Source organism: Pseudazoarcus pumilus (assembly GCF_002872475.1).
GTDB classification, from domain to species: domain Bacteria; phylum Pseudomonadota; class Gammaproteobacteria; order Burkholderiales; family Rhodocyclaceae; genus Pseudazoarcus; species Pseudazoarcus pumilus.
Genome location: NZ_CP025682.1, coordinates 2,258,253 through 2,275,403, shown reverse-complemented (window position 1 = coordinate 2,275,403; position 17,151 = coordinate 2,258,253). Strand labels below are relative to the sequence as shown.

17 protein-coding genes are annotated in these 17,151 nt (G+C 68.2%); all 17 read left to right on the top strand.

The genetic code is table 11. From position 1 onward, the window contains the following. Position 1 precedes the first annotated feature (1 nt). Positions 2 to 796, top strand: coding sequence for a hypothetical protein (locus C0099_RS11050; RefSeq protein ID WP_102247466.1), 795 nt, complete (start codon positions 2 to 4; stop codon positions 794 to 796). Continuing rightward, the gene (locus tag C0099_RS11045; protein ID WP_102247465.1) at positions 793 to 1,350 is read left to right on the top strand and encodes a hypothetical protein; all 558 of its coding nucleotides are present in this window, start codon (positions 793 to 795) and stop codon (positions 1,348 to 1,350) included. The genes C0099_RS11050 and C0099_RS11045 overlap by 4 nt, the downstream gene beginning before the upstream one ends. Next, positions 1,347 to 1,556 carry a hypothetical protein gene (locus C0099_RS11040; protein WP_102247464.1) on the top strand — a complete coding sequence of 70 codons (210 nt, stop codon included), beginning with the start codon at positions 1,347 to 1,349 and terminating at the stop codon, positions 1,554 to 1,556. Before C0099_RS11045 ends, C0099_RS11040 begins: the two co-directional genes overlap by 4 nt. Next, positions 1,553 to 3,499: a phage terminase large subunit family protein gene (locus C0099_RS11035; RefSeq protein ID WP_102247463.1), complete on the top strand. Its 1,947-nt coding sequence runs from the start codon at positions 1,553 to 1,555 to the stop codon at positions 3,497 to 3,499. The genes C0099_RS11040 and C0099_RS11035 overlap by 4 nt, the downstream gene beginning before the upstream one ends. Positions 3,500 to 3,510: 11 nt before the next feature. Continuing rightward, positions 3,511 to 3,810 (top strand): Mor transcription activator family protein, encoded by a 300-nt coding sequence (locus tag C0099_RS11030; RefSeq protein ID WP_102247462.1) that lies wholly within the window; start codon positions 3,511 to 3,513, stop codon positions 3,808 to 3,810. A 57-nt stretch (positions 3,811 to 3,867) separates the two neighbouring features. After that, positions 3,868 to 4,095: a hypothetical protein gene (locus C0099_RS11025; RefSeq protein WP_102247461.1), complete on the top strand. Its 228-nt coding sequence runs from the start codon at positions 3,868 to 3,870 to the stop codon at positions 4,093 to 4,095. A 74-nt stretch (positions 4,096 to 4,169) separates the two neighbouring features. Continuing rightward, the gene (locus C0099_RS11020) at positions 4,170 to 5,765 is read left to right on the top strand and encodes a phage portal protein (RefSeq protein ID WP_199797603.1); all 1,596 of its coding nucleotides are present in this window, start codon (positions 4,170 to 4,172) and stop codon (positions 5,763 to 5,765) included. Beyond that, positions 5,762 to 7,123, top strand: a complete 1,362-nt coding sequence (locus tag C0099_RS11015; protein WP_102247459.1) for a S49 family peptidase — start codon at positions 5,762 to 5,764, stop codon at positions 7,121 to 7,123. Before C0099_RS11020 ends, C0099_RS11015 begins: the two co-directional genes overlap by 4 nt. A gap of 15 nt (positions 7,124 to 7,138) precedes the next feature. After that, positions 7,139 to 7,507 carry a head decoration protein gene (locus C0099_RS11010; RefSeq protein ID WP_102247458.1) on the top strand — a complete coding sequence of 123 codons (369 nt, stop codon included), beginning with the start codon at positions 7,139 to 7,141 and terminating at the stop codon, positions 7,505 to 7,507. 14 nt (positions 7,508 to 7,521) lie between these two features. After that, positions 7,522 to 8,535, top strand: a complete 1,014-nt coding sequence (locus C0099_RS11005) for a major capsid protein (protein ID WP_102247457.1) — start codon at positions 7,522 to 7,524, stop codon at positions 8,533 to 8,535. Between the two features lie 13 nt (positions 8,536 to 8,548). Next, the gene (locus C0099_RS16135; RefSeq protein WP_199797602.1) at positions 8,549 to 8,812 is read left to right on the top strand and encodes a hypothetical protein; all 264 of its coding nucleotides are present in this window, start codon (positions 8,549 to 8,551) and stop codon (positions 8,810 to 8,812) included. Next, positions 8,809 to 9,135, top strand: a complete 327-nt coding sequence (locus C0099_RS10995) for a head-tail joining protein (RefSeq protein WP_102247456.1) — start codon at positions 8,809 to 8,811, stop codon at positions 9,133 to 9,135. Before C0099_RS16135 ends, C0099_RS10995 begins: the two co-directional genes overlap by 4 nt. Then, complete coding sequence (locus tag C0099_RS10990; RefSeq protein WP_102247455.1) at positions 9,135 to 9,560, top strand: phage tail terminator protein; 426 nt, start codon at positions 9,135 to 9,137, stop codon at positions 9,558 to 9,560. The genes C0099_RS10995 and C0099_RS10990 overlap by 1 nt, the downstream gene beginning before the upstream one ends. A gap of 4 nt (positions 9,561 to 9,564) precedes the next feature. After that, on the top strand, positions 9,565 to 10,491 hold the full coding sequence (locus C0099_RS10985; RefSeq protein WP_102247454.1) for a phage tail tube protein: 927 nt from the start codon (positions 9,565 to 9,567) through the stop codon (positions 10,489 to 10,491). 70 nt (positions 10,492 to 10,561) lie between these two features. Next, complete coding sequence (locus tag C0099_RS10980; RefSeq protein WP_102247453.1) at positions 10,562 to 13,126, top strand: phage tail tape measure protein; 2,565 nt, start codon at positions 10,562 to 10,564, stop codon at positions 13,124 to 13,126. Continuing rightward, positions 13,126 to 13,509, top strand: coding sequence for a hypothetical protein (locus tag C0099_RS10975; protein ID WP_102247452.1), 384 nt, complete (start codon positions 13,126 to 13,128; stop codon positions 13,507 to 13,509). The genes C0099_RS10980 and C0099_RS10975 overlap by 1 nt, the downstream gene beginning before the upstream one ends. 3 nt (positions 13,510 to 13,512) lie before the next feature. After that, the gene (locus C0099_RS10970; protein ID WP_102247451.1) at positions 13,513 to 17,139 is read left to right on the top strand and encodes a hypothetical protein; all 3,627 of its coding nucleotides are present in this window, start codon (positions 13,513 to 13,515) and stop codon (positions 17,137 to 17,139) included. The last annotated feature ends 12 nt before the right edge of the window (positions 17,140 to 17,151 follow it).

The following is a 17,151-nucleotide window of genomic DNA, read 5'->3' as shown; positions in this document are numbered from 1 at the left end:
CATGGCCGTACAACTCAACGCCGACACCAGCGACATGCAACGCCTCATGGCCCGCCTCGGCAAGGAAGGCCGGCGCGCTGTCGAAATCGCCATGCAAGAGGCCGTGCGCAAAACCGGCCACCTCGTCATTGCCGCAGAGCGCCGCGAAATGCGCCGCGTCTTCGACCGTCCCACGCGCTTCACCCTCAACGCCTTCGAAATCTCCTTCCCTCGCGCCGGCGGCCAGATCGGCGCCCGCGTTCAGCCCAAGGACGGCTACTGGTCCCGCTCCGACAACTACCTGCAAGTCCAGATCGAAGGCGGCCAGCGCCGCACCAAGGCCTTCGAGCGCGCCCTCAAGGCGCGCGGCCTGCTGCCTGATGGGTGGTTTGCCGTGCCAGGCGCCAAGGCAACCATCGACGCCTACGGCAACATGAGCGCCGGCCAGATTCGCCAGGTGCTCGCCTGGTTCTCCGCCGCCGAATCCGGACTGGCCGGCAGCATCCAGAACATGACCCACGCCACCCGCGAGCGTCGCCGCCGCGGCACCCGCAAGCGCGCCGGCTACGAGTACTTCGCCGTTGTTCCCGGCGTCAACTTCGTGCGCGGCCGGCGTCAGACCCTGCATCCCGGCATCTACCGCCGCACCACCACCGGGGCCGGCGCGCGCAGCATCGAACCCATCCTCATCTTCGTCCGGCGCATGCGCTACAGCCGCCGCTTCGATTTCTACGGCATCGGCAACAAGATCGTGCGCGACAACTACACGCGCCTCTTCAACGCCCGCTACCAGCGCGAGATGGACAAAATCCGATGACCGCCCCGGAAACCGTCACCCGCACCGAATTCGCGCTTCGCATGGGCTTCAAGCCCAGCTACGTCACGCAGCTCGTAAAGGATGGCCGGCTCGTGCTCACCCCCGACGGCCGGCGCGTCCTCGTCGCCGAATCCGTCGCCCGAATTGAAGCCACGCGCGACCCCTCGAAAAAAGCCGTTGCCGATCGTCACGCCGCCGCCAGGCGTGCAGGGCAGGGGGGCGAACCCTCTCCGGATACCCCGGAAGACGAAGCGCCGCCCATCGCCGACCACGACTACCAGAACGCCCGCGCCAAGCGCGAACACTTCGCCGCCCTGCGTGAGCAACTCCGCTACCGCGAAGAAGCCGGCGAGCTCATGGTTGCATCGGAAGTCGAAGGCACCCTGGCCGACATCCTCACCGTCCTGCGCAACCGCCTCGAGACCTGGCCCGACACCCTCGCGCCCCAGCTCGCACCCGTCATCGAAGAACAGCAGGTCCGTGCCCGCCTGGCTGATGAAGTCGAAATCGCGCTCAACGACGTAGCCCGTCGGTTCTCGGAGGTGGGGAAATGATCGAGCGCCTGCGCTGGTTTCTGATCCGTCAGCGTTACCGCTGGCAAATCGTTCGCCACAGCGGTGCCGAACTCAACCGCCGCGTCACCGTCGAGGCCTACCTGCTCGACTGCGCCGCCGGCAAGCGCCCGCTGCCGGATGCGTCCAAGTGCCGCGAACTGGCGCTCAATCTTGGCGTTCCGTCTGATTTCGGGAGAAAGCTGTGAACGCACCCCTCCTACCCGACGCCACCCACGCACCCGCCGCGCAGCGCCTTGCCGCTGTTGCGGCGCGCGCGGTCGAGCCACGCAAGCCCATCACCGTCAGCCAGTGGGCGGATCTGCACTTCGTGCTCTCCAGCAAGAGCAGCGCCGAGCCGGGACGCTGGCGCACCGATCGCAACCCGCCGCTGCGCGAGCCCATGGACTGCATGAGCGCCCGCAGCTCGGTCAAGGATGTGACGGCGATGTTCCCCATCCAGTTCGGCAAGTCGGAGATCGCCCGTACCACCCTCGGCTATGTCATGGACCACGCGCCAGCCCCCGTGATGGTGTGCCTGCCGGGCGAGGTCTCCATGCTCAAGTGGGTGAACCAGAAGCTCAACCCGATGATCGAGGACGTGCCGGTTGTTTCTCGCGCCCTGGTCAGCACAGCCAGCCGCGACGCCAGCAACACCCGGACCTTCAAGGACTTCGCCGGTGGTCAGCTCTACATGGAGCACGCCGGAAGCCCGCAGCGCCTCAAGCAGACCAGCGTGCGCCACCTCATCGTCGATGAGCTGGACGAATTCGCGGGCAGCCTCACCACCGGTGACGACCCCGTCGACATGCTCGAAGGGCGCACCAGCGCATTCCCCGGCAACTACAAGCGCCTGTTCATCAGCACCCCCGGGCTGCTCGGCGTCAGCCGAACGCACGCCAAATACCTCAAGTCCGACCGCCGCCGCTATCACGTGCCGTGCCCGCACTGCGGCCACCGTCAGCCGCTGGAATGGTCCGGCCTGCACTGGGATCGCACCCCCGAAGGCGTCGTCACCCATGCCTGGTACGTTTGCCAGGACTGCGGCGCAATGATCGACGAACACCACAAAACCGCCATGATCGCCGCCGGCCAGTGGGTGCCCGAAAACCCCGAAGCCAAGACCCGCGGCTATCACATCAACTGCCTCTACTACCAGCTCGGCCTGGGCCCGCGCTGGGCCGATCTGGCGGAAATGTGGATCGCCGCGCAGTCCGACCCCGCCCGCCTCAAGACCTTCGTCAATGACCGCCTCGCAGAGCCCTGGGAAGACCCGGCGATGCGCGCCGTCAAGCACAACCTCATCGCCGACCGCGCCGAGGCCTACCCGCTGCGCACCGCCCCCGAGGGCGTGCTCGCCATCACCGCCGGCGTCGACACCCAGGACAACCGCCTCGCCGTCCACGTGGTCGGGTGGGGCAGGGGCATGTCCGCCTGGACGATCGACTACATCGAACTGCCTGGAGACCCCGCAGAAGAAGCCGTGTGGACTGCGCTCACCGATCTGCTCAACCGCCCCATCCAGCACGTGCGTGGCGGCCTGTTGCGCGTCGAAGCCGTCGCCATCGACGCCGGCGGCCACCGCACCGAAGCCGTGAAGGCCTTCGTGCGTCGCCGCGTGGTGCATCGCCCCATGGCCATCTTCGGCGCCGTGCCGAATAACGCCCCGGTCCTCTCCCGGCCCAAGGCGCAAGACGTTACCTGGTCCGGGCGCACCGACAAGCGCGGCGTCATGATCTGGCACGTGGGCACCGTCGCCATCAAACACATGCTGTTCTCGCGCCTGTCCACCGACGCCGACAAGGACCAGCAAGCCCGCCTCGTGCACTTCAGCGACGAACTGCCGCACGAGTTCTACACCGGCCTCGTCTCCGAAACCTACAACCCCGCCAAGAACCGGTTCGAAAAGCGGCGCGGTGCGCGCAACGAACCGCTCGACACCTGGGGTTACGCCTACGCCGCCGCCCACCACCCCGAGCTGCGCCTGCACCGCCGCACCAAAGCCGACTGGGACGCGGCAGAAGCGCGCGTCATCGACAGCGCCGAAGTCGCGACAGGGGCGGACGGCGTCAACCGCTCGACAGTCGCGCATACGGAATCGTCCGATTCCGACCACGACGACGACATCTTCGCCCCCATCCCAATGCGTTGAGGACCCTCGCCATGACGCCGAGCATTGCCCCCGAGCTTACCGAAGACATCCCCACCATCGTCGCCGAGGAACTCGCCGCCGCACAGCGGGCTGGCATTCCGTCCAGCGATCAGCCCGGCTACGTCGCCGATCGGTTGCGATTCCGCATTTCCGGTTCCCACCAGTACGTGCGCAAGACGCGCACATCGCCGGCCGAGCGGCGCGCCGCCATCCTGCGCGACTTCAACGGCCGCAACCTGGCTGAACTGGCGGACGAACACGACCTCAGCGAACGCCGTGTCCGGCAGATTCTGGCTGAGGGCAGAAAGTGAAGTTTTTTATGAAATTTTCACCGGATTTTTCACAACCCGCGCGCCGATCATCGGTGCATGGGTATCTACAGCCATCAGACGACCGAGCAACTCACCGCCCTGCGCACGACGCTGCAGGCGTCGCTTACTGATCGGCTGACCAAGCCCACCGCAGCAGGCAGCGGCGACCGCAATGCGCGGTTCGACCAGCAGGTGGCGGAGATCCGCAAGGAACTCGGCGCCGTGTGTGCCGAGCTCGACCGCCGCAACGGCGTGGTCGAACACCGTCCCATCTATCTGGTGTAGCCATGGGACGCCGCCGCAAGCATACCTCCCGCCCCGCAGCAGCTTCGGCCCCGGTCACACCGGCCGGGGCCGCGATGGCTTCGCACGCCGGCGCGTCCGATGACCTGGCGATGTATGACTGGAACCCGGTTGCCGCATCGGCGGATGCCGACCTGTTGCCCGATCTGGAATCGCTCATCGGCCGCTCGCGCGATCTGGCACGCAACAACGGCCTCATGGCCAGCGGCATGCAGACGATGCGCGACAACATCGTCGGCGCCGTCCTCAAGCTCTCCGCATCGCCCGATTACCGCCTGCTCGGCTGGGATCGCGAGCAGGCGCGCGAGTGGGGAAACATCACCGAAGCCAAGTTCCGTAGCTGGGCCGAGCGCCCGGACGAATGCGACGCGGCGCGCACGCTCAACCTGTTGGGCATTGCCGTGCGCGGCCTGTCCGACGCCATGCTCAACGGCGACGGCCTCGGCCTGCCGCTGTGGGTACCGCGCGCAGGTGCTCGCTGGAACACCCGCATCATGCTGGTCGAGTCGGATCGCCTGAGCACGCCGATCGGCATGGAGTCGCGCGAGAACATCCGCGGCGGTATCGAGTTCGACCAGTTTGGCGCGCCGACGCATTACCACGTTCTGAAACGTCACCCGGGTGACGCTCTAATGGGCCTGGCCGGGGTGATAGCCGGCAGCCGGGTCATGGAGTGGGACCGAATCCCTGCCTTCACGCCATGGGGGCGCCGGCGCGTCATCCACCTGCACGACAAGGAACGCACCGGCCAGTCGCGCGGCAAGCCCATCGTCGCCGCCGTCATGCGCGAATTCAAGATGGCCGGCGACTACGCCAGCAACGAACTCAAGGCCAGTGTCGCCAACTCGCTCGTTGCCGCCTTCCTCGAGTCCGACCTGGGCGAATCCGCCGGTGTGCTGTTCGGTGAAGACCCGCGCGGGGCGTGGGCCGAGTCCGTCAAGCAGACCAAGCGCATGCGCAAGCTCGAAGGCGCGGCGGTCATTCCGCTGCCCGCGGGAGCACGCTTGTCCAGCTTCACACCGAGCCGCCCGAACGCCGCGTTCGAGGCCTTCATGCTCGCCAGCCTGCGCCACATCGCAGCGGGCCTGAACATCCCCTACGAGCTGCTCGTCAAGGATTTCAGCCAGACCAACTACAGCAGCGCGCGGGCCGCACTGCTCGAGGCCTGGCGCTACTTCAACGGTCGCCGCCGTTGGCTCGTCGACTACTGGCTGCGCCCGATCTACGAGCTGTGGCTCGAAGAGGCCGTCAACGCGGGCGAAATCGACGCCCCCGGCTTCTACGACAACCGCTACGCCTACAGCCGCTGCCGCTTCATCTTCGGCGGGCGGGGCTGGGTCGATCCCGTCAAGGAAGCGCAGGCCTCCGTGCTGCGCATGGCCGCAGGCCTCTCCACGCTCGAGCAGGAATGCGCCGAGCAAGGCCTCGACTACGAAGACGTGCTCGACCAGCGCGCCGTCGAGCAGCGCCTCAGGGCCGAGCGCGGCCTCTCCACCGAACAGCCCGACGCCACCCGTCGCAGCGGCCTCGCTCGCCGCGATGCCGACCAGGCCAACGACGACACCGACGACGAGGACGAGTCCGGCGCGCGCAGCACCCGCGCCTATCAAGACACGCTCGCCATGCTCGGCCAGGAGGACCCCGCCGCATGAACTACTCACACGTGGCCTCGCGCATCTTCAACACGCCGCTGCTCATTCATCCGCAGAAGCTCGACGCCATCATCGCCGGGCTGGGCGGTCGGCTGCTGGGTGCCGACGCCTCGCGCCTGAATCTCGAATCTATTCGGCAATCGCTCGAGTCCGGCCCGCTGCCTGCGGACATGTTTTCCACGCGGCGCGTCGACAACGATCCGCGCGCGCCGTTTGCGGATGATCGCCCGGGGCAGTTCCACAATATCGACGGCGTTGCTGTGGTCAGCGCGTCGGGGGCACTCGTGCACCGCACACGCTTCGGCGCCGACAGTACCCGCCTGATTGGCTACAACGACATCGGTGCTGCCGTCGAGTCGGCCGCAGAAGACACCGATGTGCACGCCATCCTGATGGTGTGGGATAGCCCGGGGGGCGAGGCGCAAGGCGCTTTCGAATTGGGCGAGCGCGTCATGAGCCTGCGCGGCAGCAAGCCGATCGTGTCCGTTGCGGACAGCCTCGCTGCTTCTGCGGCCTACCTCGCTGCCGCCTCCGCCGATGAATTCGTCCTCACCCGCACCGGCTACGCCGGCTCCATCGGCGTCGTCATGCGTCACGTCGACTTCTCCGGCGCCCTCGAGCAGGACGGAATCCGCGTCACGCACATCTTCGCCGGCGACCACAAGGTCGACGGCAACCCCTTCGAGCCGCTGCCCGAATCGGTGCGGCGCGACTTCCAGGTCGAGATCAACGGCCTCTACGACCTCTTCGTCGACCACGTCGCCACCGCGCGGCGCATGGACCGAGACGCCGTGCGCAACACCCAGGCGCGCGTTTTCCGCGGCCCGGCCGCTGTCGCGGCAGGCCTGGCCGATCGGCTCGGCACGACCGATCAACTCATCACCGAATTGGCCGGGCTTCGCGCCCGGTCGTATCCCGTCGGGCAGTCCGCCCGCGCAACCGCCAACGACACAGGAGACCTCCACATGTCCGGCACTTCCGCAGCGGCGGGCGACGACAAGCAGCCCGCCACCGGCCTCACCCAGGCCGATCTCGACAAAGCCCGCGCCGAAGGCGTGGAGCAGGGCACCCAGGCCGAGCGCGCGCGCGTCGGCGTCATCCTCGGTCACGAGTCCGCTGCGTGCTCGCCGCTGGCCCTGCAGTGCATCAACACCGGGCTGTCGGGTGAGCAAGCCACCGCCATTCTCGGCGCCGCGCCCAAGGCGGATGCAGCCAAGGACGACGGCAACGCCTTCAACGCGCTGATGGCCACGCTCGGCAACCCCGACGTTTCCGGCATCGAAGCCGCCCCTGAAGCCGAGAACAGCGAAGCGGCCGTGGCCGCGTCGATTGTCGGCCTCCTCAACACGCACCGCTGATCGGGAGCCCAAGCCATGAAAGCCAGCTTCTCCACCGAAACTCATACGCCGGACAGCCTCATCGCCGGCAACGCCCATCTGCTGGTGGCCCGCAAGGTCACCATCGACGCCGGGGTTCTGCCGCGCGGCGCCGTGCTGGGAAAGATCACCAGCGGCGGCAAGTACATCCTGAGCCTCCAGGCTGCGGATGACGGCAGCCAGACCCCCGACGCAATCCTTGCGGAGCCGGTCGATGCCAGCGGCGGCGACGTGGTCGCGCTGGCCTACTTCCGCGGCGACTTCAACACCAACGCCCTGACCATCGGCACCGGCCACACCGCAGCCAGCATCACCGAAGGGTTGCGCGCCAAGGGCATCACCCTCATCACGGCTCAGGCCGCCTGACAGGAGCAACCACCATGGATATTTTCAGCACTGGCGTCCTGCGTCGCGTCGTGGCCGAGCTGCCGCAGCCGACCCCGTTCATCCTCAACACCTTCTTCCGCGAAGAGCAGCGCGAAGACACCGAGGAAATCCACTTCGACGTCGACACCGGCTCGCGCCGCATCGCGCCGTTCGTCTCGCCCATCGTGGCGGGCAAGGTGGTTGCCTCGCGCGGCTTCAAGACCAGCACTTTCAAGCCGGCCTACGTGAAGGACAAGCGCGTCTTCAACCCGTCGCGCGCGCTCAAGCGCGTCATCGGGGAGCGCATCGGCGGCGAGTTCAGCCCCGAGCAGCGTCGGCAGATCCTGCTGGCCTACGAACTGCAGGATCAACTCGACATGCTCACACGCCGTCAGGAAGTCATGGCGATCGAGGCCATGCGTACCGGCAAGATCACTGTTGCCGGTGACGAGTACCCGACCGTTGAAGTCGACTTCGGCCGTGAAGGTACCCTGACCAAGGGGCTCACCACCACGGCTCGCTGGGGCGAGGACGGTGTGAGCCCGCTGGCTGACGTGAAGGCGTGGTCGATGCTGGTCACGGAGAAATCCGGCACCACGGCCAACGTCGTCGTCATGGACGCCAAGGCGTGGGACTTGTTCTACGCCGACCCGGCGGTGGAGAAAGAGCTCGACCGCACGCGTGGCAACTCCATGCTCACTCCGGTCGCCGCCGGCGAGGGTGGCCGCTACATGGGCAACATCGGCGATCTGGAAATCTGGGTCTATGCCGGCTGGTACGTCGATCCGGCCACCGGCAACCTCACGCCGTACCTGCCCGACCACACGGTCATCGTGTCCAGCCCGCAGCTCGAAGGCGTGCGCGCCTACGGCGCCATCCTCGACGAAGAGGCCGGCACGCAGGCCATGCCGTACTTCGCCAAGTCGTGGGTCGAGAAAGACCCCGGCGTGCGCTACCTGCTCATGCAGTCCGCGCCGCTGCCGGTGCCGTACCGCGTCAATGCATCGCTCGGCGCGACCGTCCGCTGACCGGGAGGGTGACATGAAACTCATCGCGAAAGTCACCATCGTCACCGGCGCTGGCGAAGTGGCGCCGGGTGGCGACTTCGAGATCAAGGACAAGGCCGAGGCCGAATCCCTGATCGCCCGCGGTCTCGCCGCCGAACCGGTCAAGTCCGCCGCCAAGGCGGAAGCCGAAGCCAAGGCCAAGGCGGAAGCCGAAGCCAAGGCCAAGGCGGAAGCCGAAGCCAAGGCCAAGGCGGAAGCCGAAGCCAAGGCCGCAGCCGGTAACGGGGGCGCGCAGTGAGCGAGGGGCTCGTCGCGCCGTTCGCGGACGTGGACGCGATGTTGTCCGAGCAGACGCATGCGCTGCTTGACAACGTCGTGGCTACCCCCTCGGCCGGCGACCCCTTCACCGGCCAGTTCGACGTCGTCGACCGCTCTTCGTTCGACGGCTCGGCGATGGTCGGTGACCACACGCTGCGCTATCTCGCGGCGGATGCGGCGATCGAGGCCGGTGACGTGCTCAGTATCGACGGCGTCGACTACCGCGTCGCCGACACGCCCGAGCGCATCAACGCGCACGAGCGCGTCGCGCAGCTCGTCGGCGTGTTCGTGGAGGCCGGCTGATGTTCGCGCAGGTCGAAACCGAACTGCACGCGCTGCTCGAAGGCGCGGTGCCCGGTGTCGATCTGCACGGCACGCTCGACCCGCTGCCCGAGATTGGACAGAGCGGCGCAAAGCCCATCTTCCTGCGCACGGAGTGGGGTGGGGCGCCCATCACCGCCCGCACCACTGACGCCGCGCAGGTTGAGCACCGCTTCGCCGTCTCGCTGTATGTCGCCGGCGCCCGCGCCAAAGAGGACGACCGCACGGCCGCGCTCGACGGCCTCACCGAGATCCTGCGCCGCCTCATCGGCTGGCAACCCACCGGCGAGCACAGCCAGGTGGAGTTCGACGCCGGCGCGCCGCCCGACGAGTTCGGGGGCGTGTGGCGCTACAGCATCAACATCACGATCCCCAGCGTGACGCTGCGGGTGCAACCTCAGGAGTAACGTCATGCCACTCGTTTCCACCACCCGCGGTTACAAGGGCAAGGGCCATGTGAGCCTGCGCCCCAAGAACGGCCTGGGCCGCCAGTTTCGCCTGGGCAACGTCATCAACCTGAACGAAACCATCGAGGTCGAGCGCGAAGGCCGCCAGAACTTCCAGGAGGTCGGCGGCGGCGAGCTGGACGTGACCGAGACGGTGTCGTCCGTCACCGCCGAACTGGTCGTCAACGACATCAAGCCGCAGACCATCGCCATCGGCCTGCGCGGCTCCTACGAGCTGGAAGCCAGCGACACCGTCTCCGACGAGGCCGCGCTCGCCTGGCCGCGCGAGCGCGTGACCTTCGCCCGCATCCCCGACCCGGCCGAAGCCATCACCGTCGCCATCGACGCCACCGCGTCGTGGGCCGCCACCACCGAATACGCAGTGGGCGATCTCATCGCCGACACCAGCCGCGCCTACATCGTCACCGTGGCCGGAGAATCCGGGAGCGTCGAGCCCTCGTGGCCCACCGACGGCACCACCGTCAGCGACGGCACCGTCACTTGGCGCGACATCGGCCCCGTCGCCCTGGTGCAGGACACCGACTACGCGCGCACCCCGCACGGCATCCAGATGATGGCCGCTGCGGATGCCAAGTTCGTCGGCGACCTCGCGCTGCCGCTCACTGTCGGCTACACGAAGAACGCCCAGTACATCATCCAGGCGCTGGTCAATTCCGGCGAGGAATACGAGATGATTTTCGACGGCCTCAACGAGGTCGACAGCGGCAACCCCATGGTCGGGCGCTACTTCCGCGTCAAGTTCTCGCCCACCAGCGGTTTCAGCCGCATCGGCTCGGAGTTCGCCGAACTCACGCTGTCGATGACGGTGCTCTCCGACGACAACCGCGTCGGCACCGGACTTTCCAAGTTCATGGAATTCGCCATCGTCTGACCCCGGCGTCATGCCAATGCGTCCGTCCCGTGCGGGCGCATGAGCCTGCCGCCGGAGTTCCCCCGCCGCCATGGCACGCGATCCCAAAACCCGCATCCTGATTACCGCCAAGGACGAAGCGTCCGGCGTGTTTGCGTCCCTGCAGCGCAACGCCGGCCGCATCGCCGCGGCCATCGCCGGCTACTTCGGCATCAAGATGTTCGGCGACGCCATCAGCAGCGCCGCCGACTTCGAAGAGCAAATGGACCGCGTCGCGGCCATCACGCGCGCCAGCGGCGAAGAGCTGGACCGCCTGCGCACCGCCGCCGACGAGGCCGGCACCACCACCCGCTACACCGCAACCGAAGCCGCCCAGGCGCTGGAAAACCTCGCCCGTGCCGGTTTCAGCGCCTCCGACTCCGTCGAGGCGCTGCCCGGCGTGCTCAGCCTCGCCCAGGCCAACGGCGTGGAGCTTGCCGAAGCCGCCGGCCTGGTCACCCGCGCCGTGCGCGGCATGGGCCTCGAGGTGGCCGAATCCGGCCGCGTCGCCGACGTGCTCACCGAAGCCGCAGCGCGCGCCAATACCACCGTCACCGGTCTCGGCCAGGCGCTGGCCTACGCCGCGCCCACCGCCCAGGCGCTCGGCCTGTCGCTGGAAGACACCGTCGCCATCATCGGCAAATTCGCCGACGCCGGTATCGACGCCAGCCGCGCTGGTACCGCGCTCAACAGCATCCTCGCGCAGTTCAGCAACCCGGCCAGCAAGTTCCGCAACGAACTGGCCGCCGCCGGCATCACCACCACCGACTTCAACCTCGCGCTGGAGCAGCTCGCCGCCGCCGGCCCGCGCGGTCAGAAAGCCATCATCGCCGTTGGCCAGGAAGCCGGCCCGGCCCTGCGCGCACTGCTCAACCAGGGTATTGCCGGCCTCGACGACCTGCGCACCTCGCTGGAAGCTGCCGACGGCGCCGCCGGGCGCACCGCCGAGACCATGGACGGCAACCTGCGCGGTGCCACGCGCGGTTTTGCCAGCGCCTGGGACGCCGTGCGCCGCGCCGTGGTCGAGCCGCTGCTCGAACCGCTCACGAAGCAGATTGTTGACCTCGCCCAGCGCCTGCGTGAATTCGTCAGCAACGGCACGGCCAGCGCCTTCGGCGAAGCCCTGCGCGCCGCCTTCCAGTCCGCCGCCGATGCCGCGCGCGAATTCGTCGGCCAGATCGACTTCGAAGCCGTCGCCCGCGACATGCGCGAGTTCGCCGAGCGCACCGGGGAGATCCTCGACGAGTGGGGCGGGCGCGTCGCCGCCGCCGGGCGGCAGCTTGGCAACGTCTTCAACGGCCTGAACTTCATCTGGGAAGGCTTCCGCATGACGGTCTACGCCGCCGGCGAGGCCATCACCGGCGTGCTCTCCAACATCACCAGCGCCGCCGCCCACACCGCCGACGTGTTCTCGCGCCTCACCTTCGGCAGCGTCTCGCAGGGCTTCAGCGAGATGGCCAAGAACATCCAGTTCGAAGCCGACGCGCTGTGGCACGTCTCCGAGGAATTCGCCAAAAAGGCCGAGGAATCTTCGGTGCGTGTCACCGAGGCCTGGCAGCAAGTCGTCGACGGCTACACCGACAGCGCCGAGGCCGCACAGCAAGCCGCCACCGCCACCGCCAAGGCCGGTGAAGCCGCCGCCAAGGCCGGCGCGCAGGCGGAACTCTCCGCCGAGCAGCTCGACGCACTGGGCGAGGGCTTCGAATACGTCGACGGCGAATCGCGCAAAGCCGCCGAGGGCGTCACGCAAGCCGCATCCGCCGCCGCCGAGGCAAACGAAAACCTCAAGGGCGCTGCGGCCAGCGCCGAGGAAGTGGGCGCCGCCTACGAGCGCCTCGGCATCACCAGCAGCGAAGCCCTGCAGCGCGCCGCCGACAACGCCCGGCGCGACTTCGAACTGATCCGCGACAGCGGCACGGCCAGCGCCCGCGACATCGAGCGCGCATTTCGCGCCTATGCCGAGAAGGCCATCGAGGCCAACGGTGGTGTGGCCGATTCAGTTGTGCGGGCAGAGGCCGCCATGCGCGGGCTGGAAGTGCAGGCCGACAGCGCCGGCAAGACCACGGTGCAGAGCATGGGCGCCGCCGCGAATGCCACGCGCCAGCTTGGCCAGGCGGCGGACGAGACCGCCGGCAAATTCGCGGCCATCGGCGACGCGGCAGGCGATGCCGCCGAATCAGCCGAAGGCGCGGAAAAGCGCGCCGCCGCAAGCGGCGGCGGCAGCTCGAGCGGCGGCACCTTCGACAGCCCCTTCCAGGCCGCCTACGCGCGCGCCGAGCAGATCGGCGGGCTGGCCCTGCGCAAGGAGCTGGAACAGGTCTACAAAGACTTCGCGATGATGCAGTCGAGCATCGGCACCGTCGGCAGCGGCGCGAAGGCCGTCTACGAAATCCTCGGCCGCATGAACAACTTCCTCGACGAGCGCCAGCTTGCGAAAGAGGGCGCGGGCTCCAGCTTCGGCGCCCCGCCCACGCGATCCACCACCACCCCCACGCCGACCATGCACCGCGTCGAGCTGACCATCAACGGCCGCCGCGACACCTACAACTTCGCCGACGCCGACAGCGCCCAGCGATTCGCCCGCACGCTTGAAGACCTCGAACGGAGCTACGCCTGATGCCCACCCACACCCTCGGCGGCGTGCAGATCCCAGACGACATCTGGTGGCAGGACGAATTCGAATGGTCGCCCGTGGAGCAGGCGCGCGAGCACTCCATTGCCGGTGCACTCGTCATCGACGAGGCCGAGCGCCAGGCCGGCCGGCCCATCACGCTGGCCAGCAATCCGCGCGGCGGGTGGATCAGCCGGGGTGCCATCAAGGCGCTGCGCGCGTTGGCCGACGACGCCGGGCAGACCTACACGCTCACCCTGGCCGACGCGCGCGAATTCACCGTGCGATTCGACCTGCAAGCCCCCTTCGAGGCCGTGCCCCTGCGCCCGGCCAACGACATGACCGACGCCAGCCTGTACCGGCTCACCATCCGACTCATCGAGGTCTGACCCATGCCCATCCTGCCCAGCGACATCCAGCTCCTCGAATCCGAGCGCATGCGCGACACGCCCGACGGGGGCGGGCGCATGACGCAAAACGTCATCCCCAGCGGCCAGGCCGGCAACGTGTTCCCGAAAGTGTCGCGCATCGACTCGGTGTATGGCCGCGTCAACCTGCGCAAGATCTACGTGGCCGTGCGCACCGCGACGCTGGAGATGTACGCCGGCGCGCACGCCATCATCACCGCGCCCCCGGAAAACGACCGCATCTCGTGCTGCCTGTTCTCGACCGGTTCGTGGTTCGACCAGCGCAGCGCAGCGCGCGACCGCATCGAAAGCTACGTGGTCGCCGGGCCGATCAGCCGCATGCGCGTCTACGGCCAGCAGCTCATCGGCCAGCGCGCCATCCTGCTCTACCAGCGCCCGGAAGATCCGCTCCCCGACGTGGGCGAGGTGTACGTGCTGTCCGTTGAATCCGGCGCGGGCGCCGGCACGCAGCAGTACGTGCGCATCACCGCGGTGAACCACGAACTGCGCACCTTCACCGACAACGTCGGCGATTTTCAGCGTCGCATCCTCACGCTGAGCATCGGCAGCACCCTGTCGCAGACCTTCGCCGGCGGCGAAGTCTCGCGCTACTCCACCGACCCATCGCCGACCAGGCTGCGCACCACGCAGGTGGCCGACGCCAGCAAATACTATGGACTGCAGCCCATCACCGAGGCCGGCGAGCTGGGCGACGTGACGCTGCGCCTGGCCAGCGTGTATGCGCCGCTGGTGCCGAGCACGCAGCGGGAGACGGGAATCAGCATGGCCAGCATGATGGGCGCTGCGCAAGACGTTGGCGACCTGCTCGGCCAGCAGGGGTGGGAGGTCATCGCCAGCGGCACGCTGCCGCGACCTGCGGTTGTGGTCCCGATTGAATTTCAGTTCCACATGCGATTCGCGCCGCGCGCCGGGACGTTGGTGTTGGCGCGGGTCGATGGCACCGGGCAGCCGACCGGTGCCAGCGAGACAGAAACCGGGGCCGATGCGGATGGCAACATCGCGCCATCGATGCAGGTGACTGGCGCGGGCAACCGCGTGCGCATCCACGGCGGCAGCATCAGCTATGACACCGGCACCGGCACGCTGCTGCTCAGCAACGGCGGCGCGGATGGTACGGGCACCATCAGCTTTCGCATTTACGCCAAATACATCCCCGGACTACAGGTCTCAAACCCCGCCCACACGCACCAGATCCCCGTCACCCTCGGCACTCGCGGCACCGTCTACCCGATCACCCTCAATCCGCTGCCGGCGCCCGGCACGGTGGTGGTGGACTTCCGCGCGCTGGGCCGCTGGTACCGCATGCGCGACGACGGTGCCGGCGTGCTGGTGGCCAACGACCCCAGCGAGGGAACCGGTAGCGTCGACTACGCCACCGGCGCGTGCATCGTCACCCTGGGCGCGCTGCCGGACGTGGGAAGCGCGGTGCTGGTGTCGTGGGGTAGCCCGGTGCACTACCAGCGTCGCAACGGCGCCAACGCGGTGGCCGCTACCACATTCGATCTGGCCTACACGCTGGCGCAACGCCCGGTGCGGCGCGGCACGCTCGAGGTGTCGTGGGTGGTCGGCAACGCCACGCGCACCGCCACGGACGACGGCAACGGCAACATTTCCGGCACCGGCATGACCGGCACTGTGGCCTACCATACCGGCGTCGTTCGGCTGAAATTCAGCACGCCGCCCGATCGCGCATCCATCCTCAGCAACGACTACACCTGGCGCGACGGTGACGAGGCCGACCTGTTCGGCCAACCGGAGGACATGAGCACCGCTTACCCGGTGAGCGGCGGGCAATTCACCGTGCCGGGATCTGGCCCGTATCTGAACAGCGGATCCATGCTGCTGCAGGTGGCCACGCTGACGATGGACGTGCAGGCCTACATCGACAGTGGTGGCGCCGTGCGCGTGCGCGCCGGGCGGTGGGATGGCTCCGCCTTCCGCGAGCGCCGCTGGCGCTGGGACGACCAGCAAGTCGGCACCTTCAACACGTCGACGGGCGTTGTCACCATCACCAGCCCGTTGCAGACGCAGCGCGAGGTGTGGACGCAGAACGACATCACCGGCATCTATGGCTGGAGCCTGCGCAGCGAGACCTACGCCATCGTGTCGGCCTCTGCCATCGTCGTGGAGCGCGACACCACGGCGGGCGAGGGCAGCACCTGGTCGCCGCAGGACGTGGCCGACGAGGAAGTGGCGGTAACCACGCTAACGTTCGACCTCACCGCCACCACGGCCGATGCGGTGGTGCCCGGTTCGCTGCTGTTCCGCGCCACGGGGCTGACGTACATCGATCGCAACGGCACGCTCTACACCAACGTCGACCCGGCCACCGGCGCAGGCCTGGCCGCCGGCCCCATCGACTACGAAACCGGCATCGCGCAGCTCAGCTACTGGGGCGACGGCGCCGCGGTCAACCGCCAGATCGACGCCATGCTCACCACCTATGGCGAGTTCGTCGCCACCGAGGCGTTTTTTCGCACCGCCGGCAGCCCCATCCGCCCGGCCAGCCTGTACGTGCAGGTCACCGCCGAGAATGGCGACCTGCTCACCGGCACCGCCGACCAGAACGGCGTCATCACCGGCGACTGGATGCGTGGCGAGTGCGAGCAGACCATGGGCGTGGTGGCCGTCGAGTTCGGCCAGATGGTGGAGGGCGAGTGGGTGCCACGCAACGTGTATCCCGGCACGCTGCGCTACAACTCCGTGATCCTCACCAACCTGCCGCTCGACGCCAACATCCTCGGGCTGGACCCGGTGCGCCTGCCCAGCGATGGCCGCGTGCCAATCTACCGCCCGGCCGACGTGGTGGTGCTGCACAACACCCAGCGCACCGATCTCGACAACCCGGTGCTCGCCGGCGCGGACTACGCGCTGCCGCGCACCGACCTGGCCGTGGTACGGCTGGAAGATGCCAACGGCGACCCCATCGCGCAGGACCGCTACGCCGTCAATCTGGAAACCGGCGTGGTCACCATCGCCGCGGACTGGGATGGCACCGGGGTCGCGCAGCCGCTCACCGCCGTGCATCGCATCGAGGACATGCTGCTGCTCTCCGACGTGCAGATCAACGGCCAGGTCAGCTTCGACCCCGCGCTCTCGCGCGACTACCCGGTGGACGGCACCTACCTGTCCGGCGCGCTGCTGTTCGGCGACATGCAGGCGCTGGTCACCAGCCTGTTTGATCAAAACACGTGGACCGGCGTGTGGTCCGACACGCTGATCGGCAGCCAGGCCAACGCCCAGTACAACGACATCGACAACCCCGTCGAGGTGCTCAACGAGTCCGCCGTGACCGAGCGCTGGCGCATCAACTTCACCGGCTCGACCAGCTTCCAGTTGTTTGGCGAGAACCTCGGCCTGATCGCCACCGGCAACACCGGCACCGACCTCGCGCCCGTCAACCCGCTCACCGGCGACCCGTACTTCGTGCTGCGCTCGGCCGGCTGGGGCGGAGGCTGGGCCACGGGCAACCAGTTGCGCCTCAACACCGTCGGCGCGGCCGGCCCCACGTGGATCGCCCGCACCATCCTCGCCGGCGCCACCCTCGAAGGCGACCAGTTCGACATCGAAGCGCGCGGCGACGTCGATTAACCCAGGAGACCC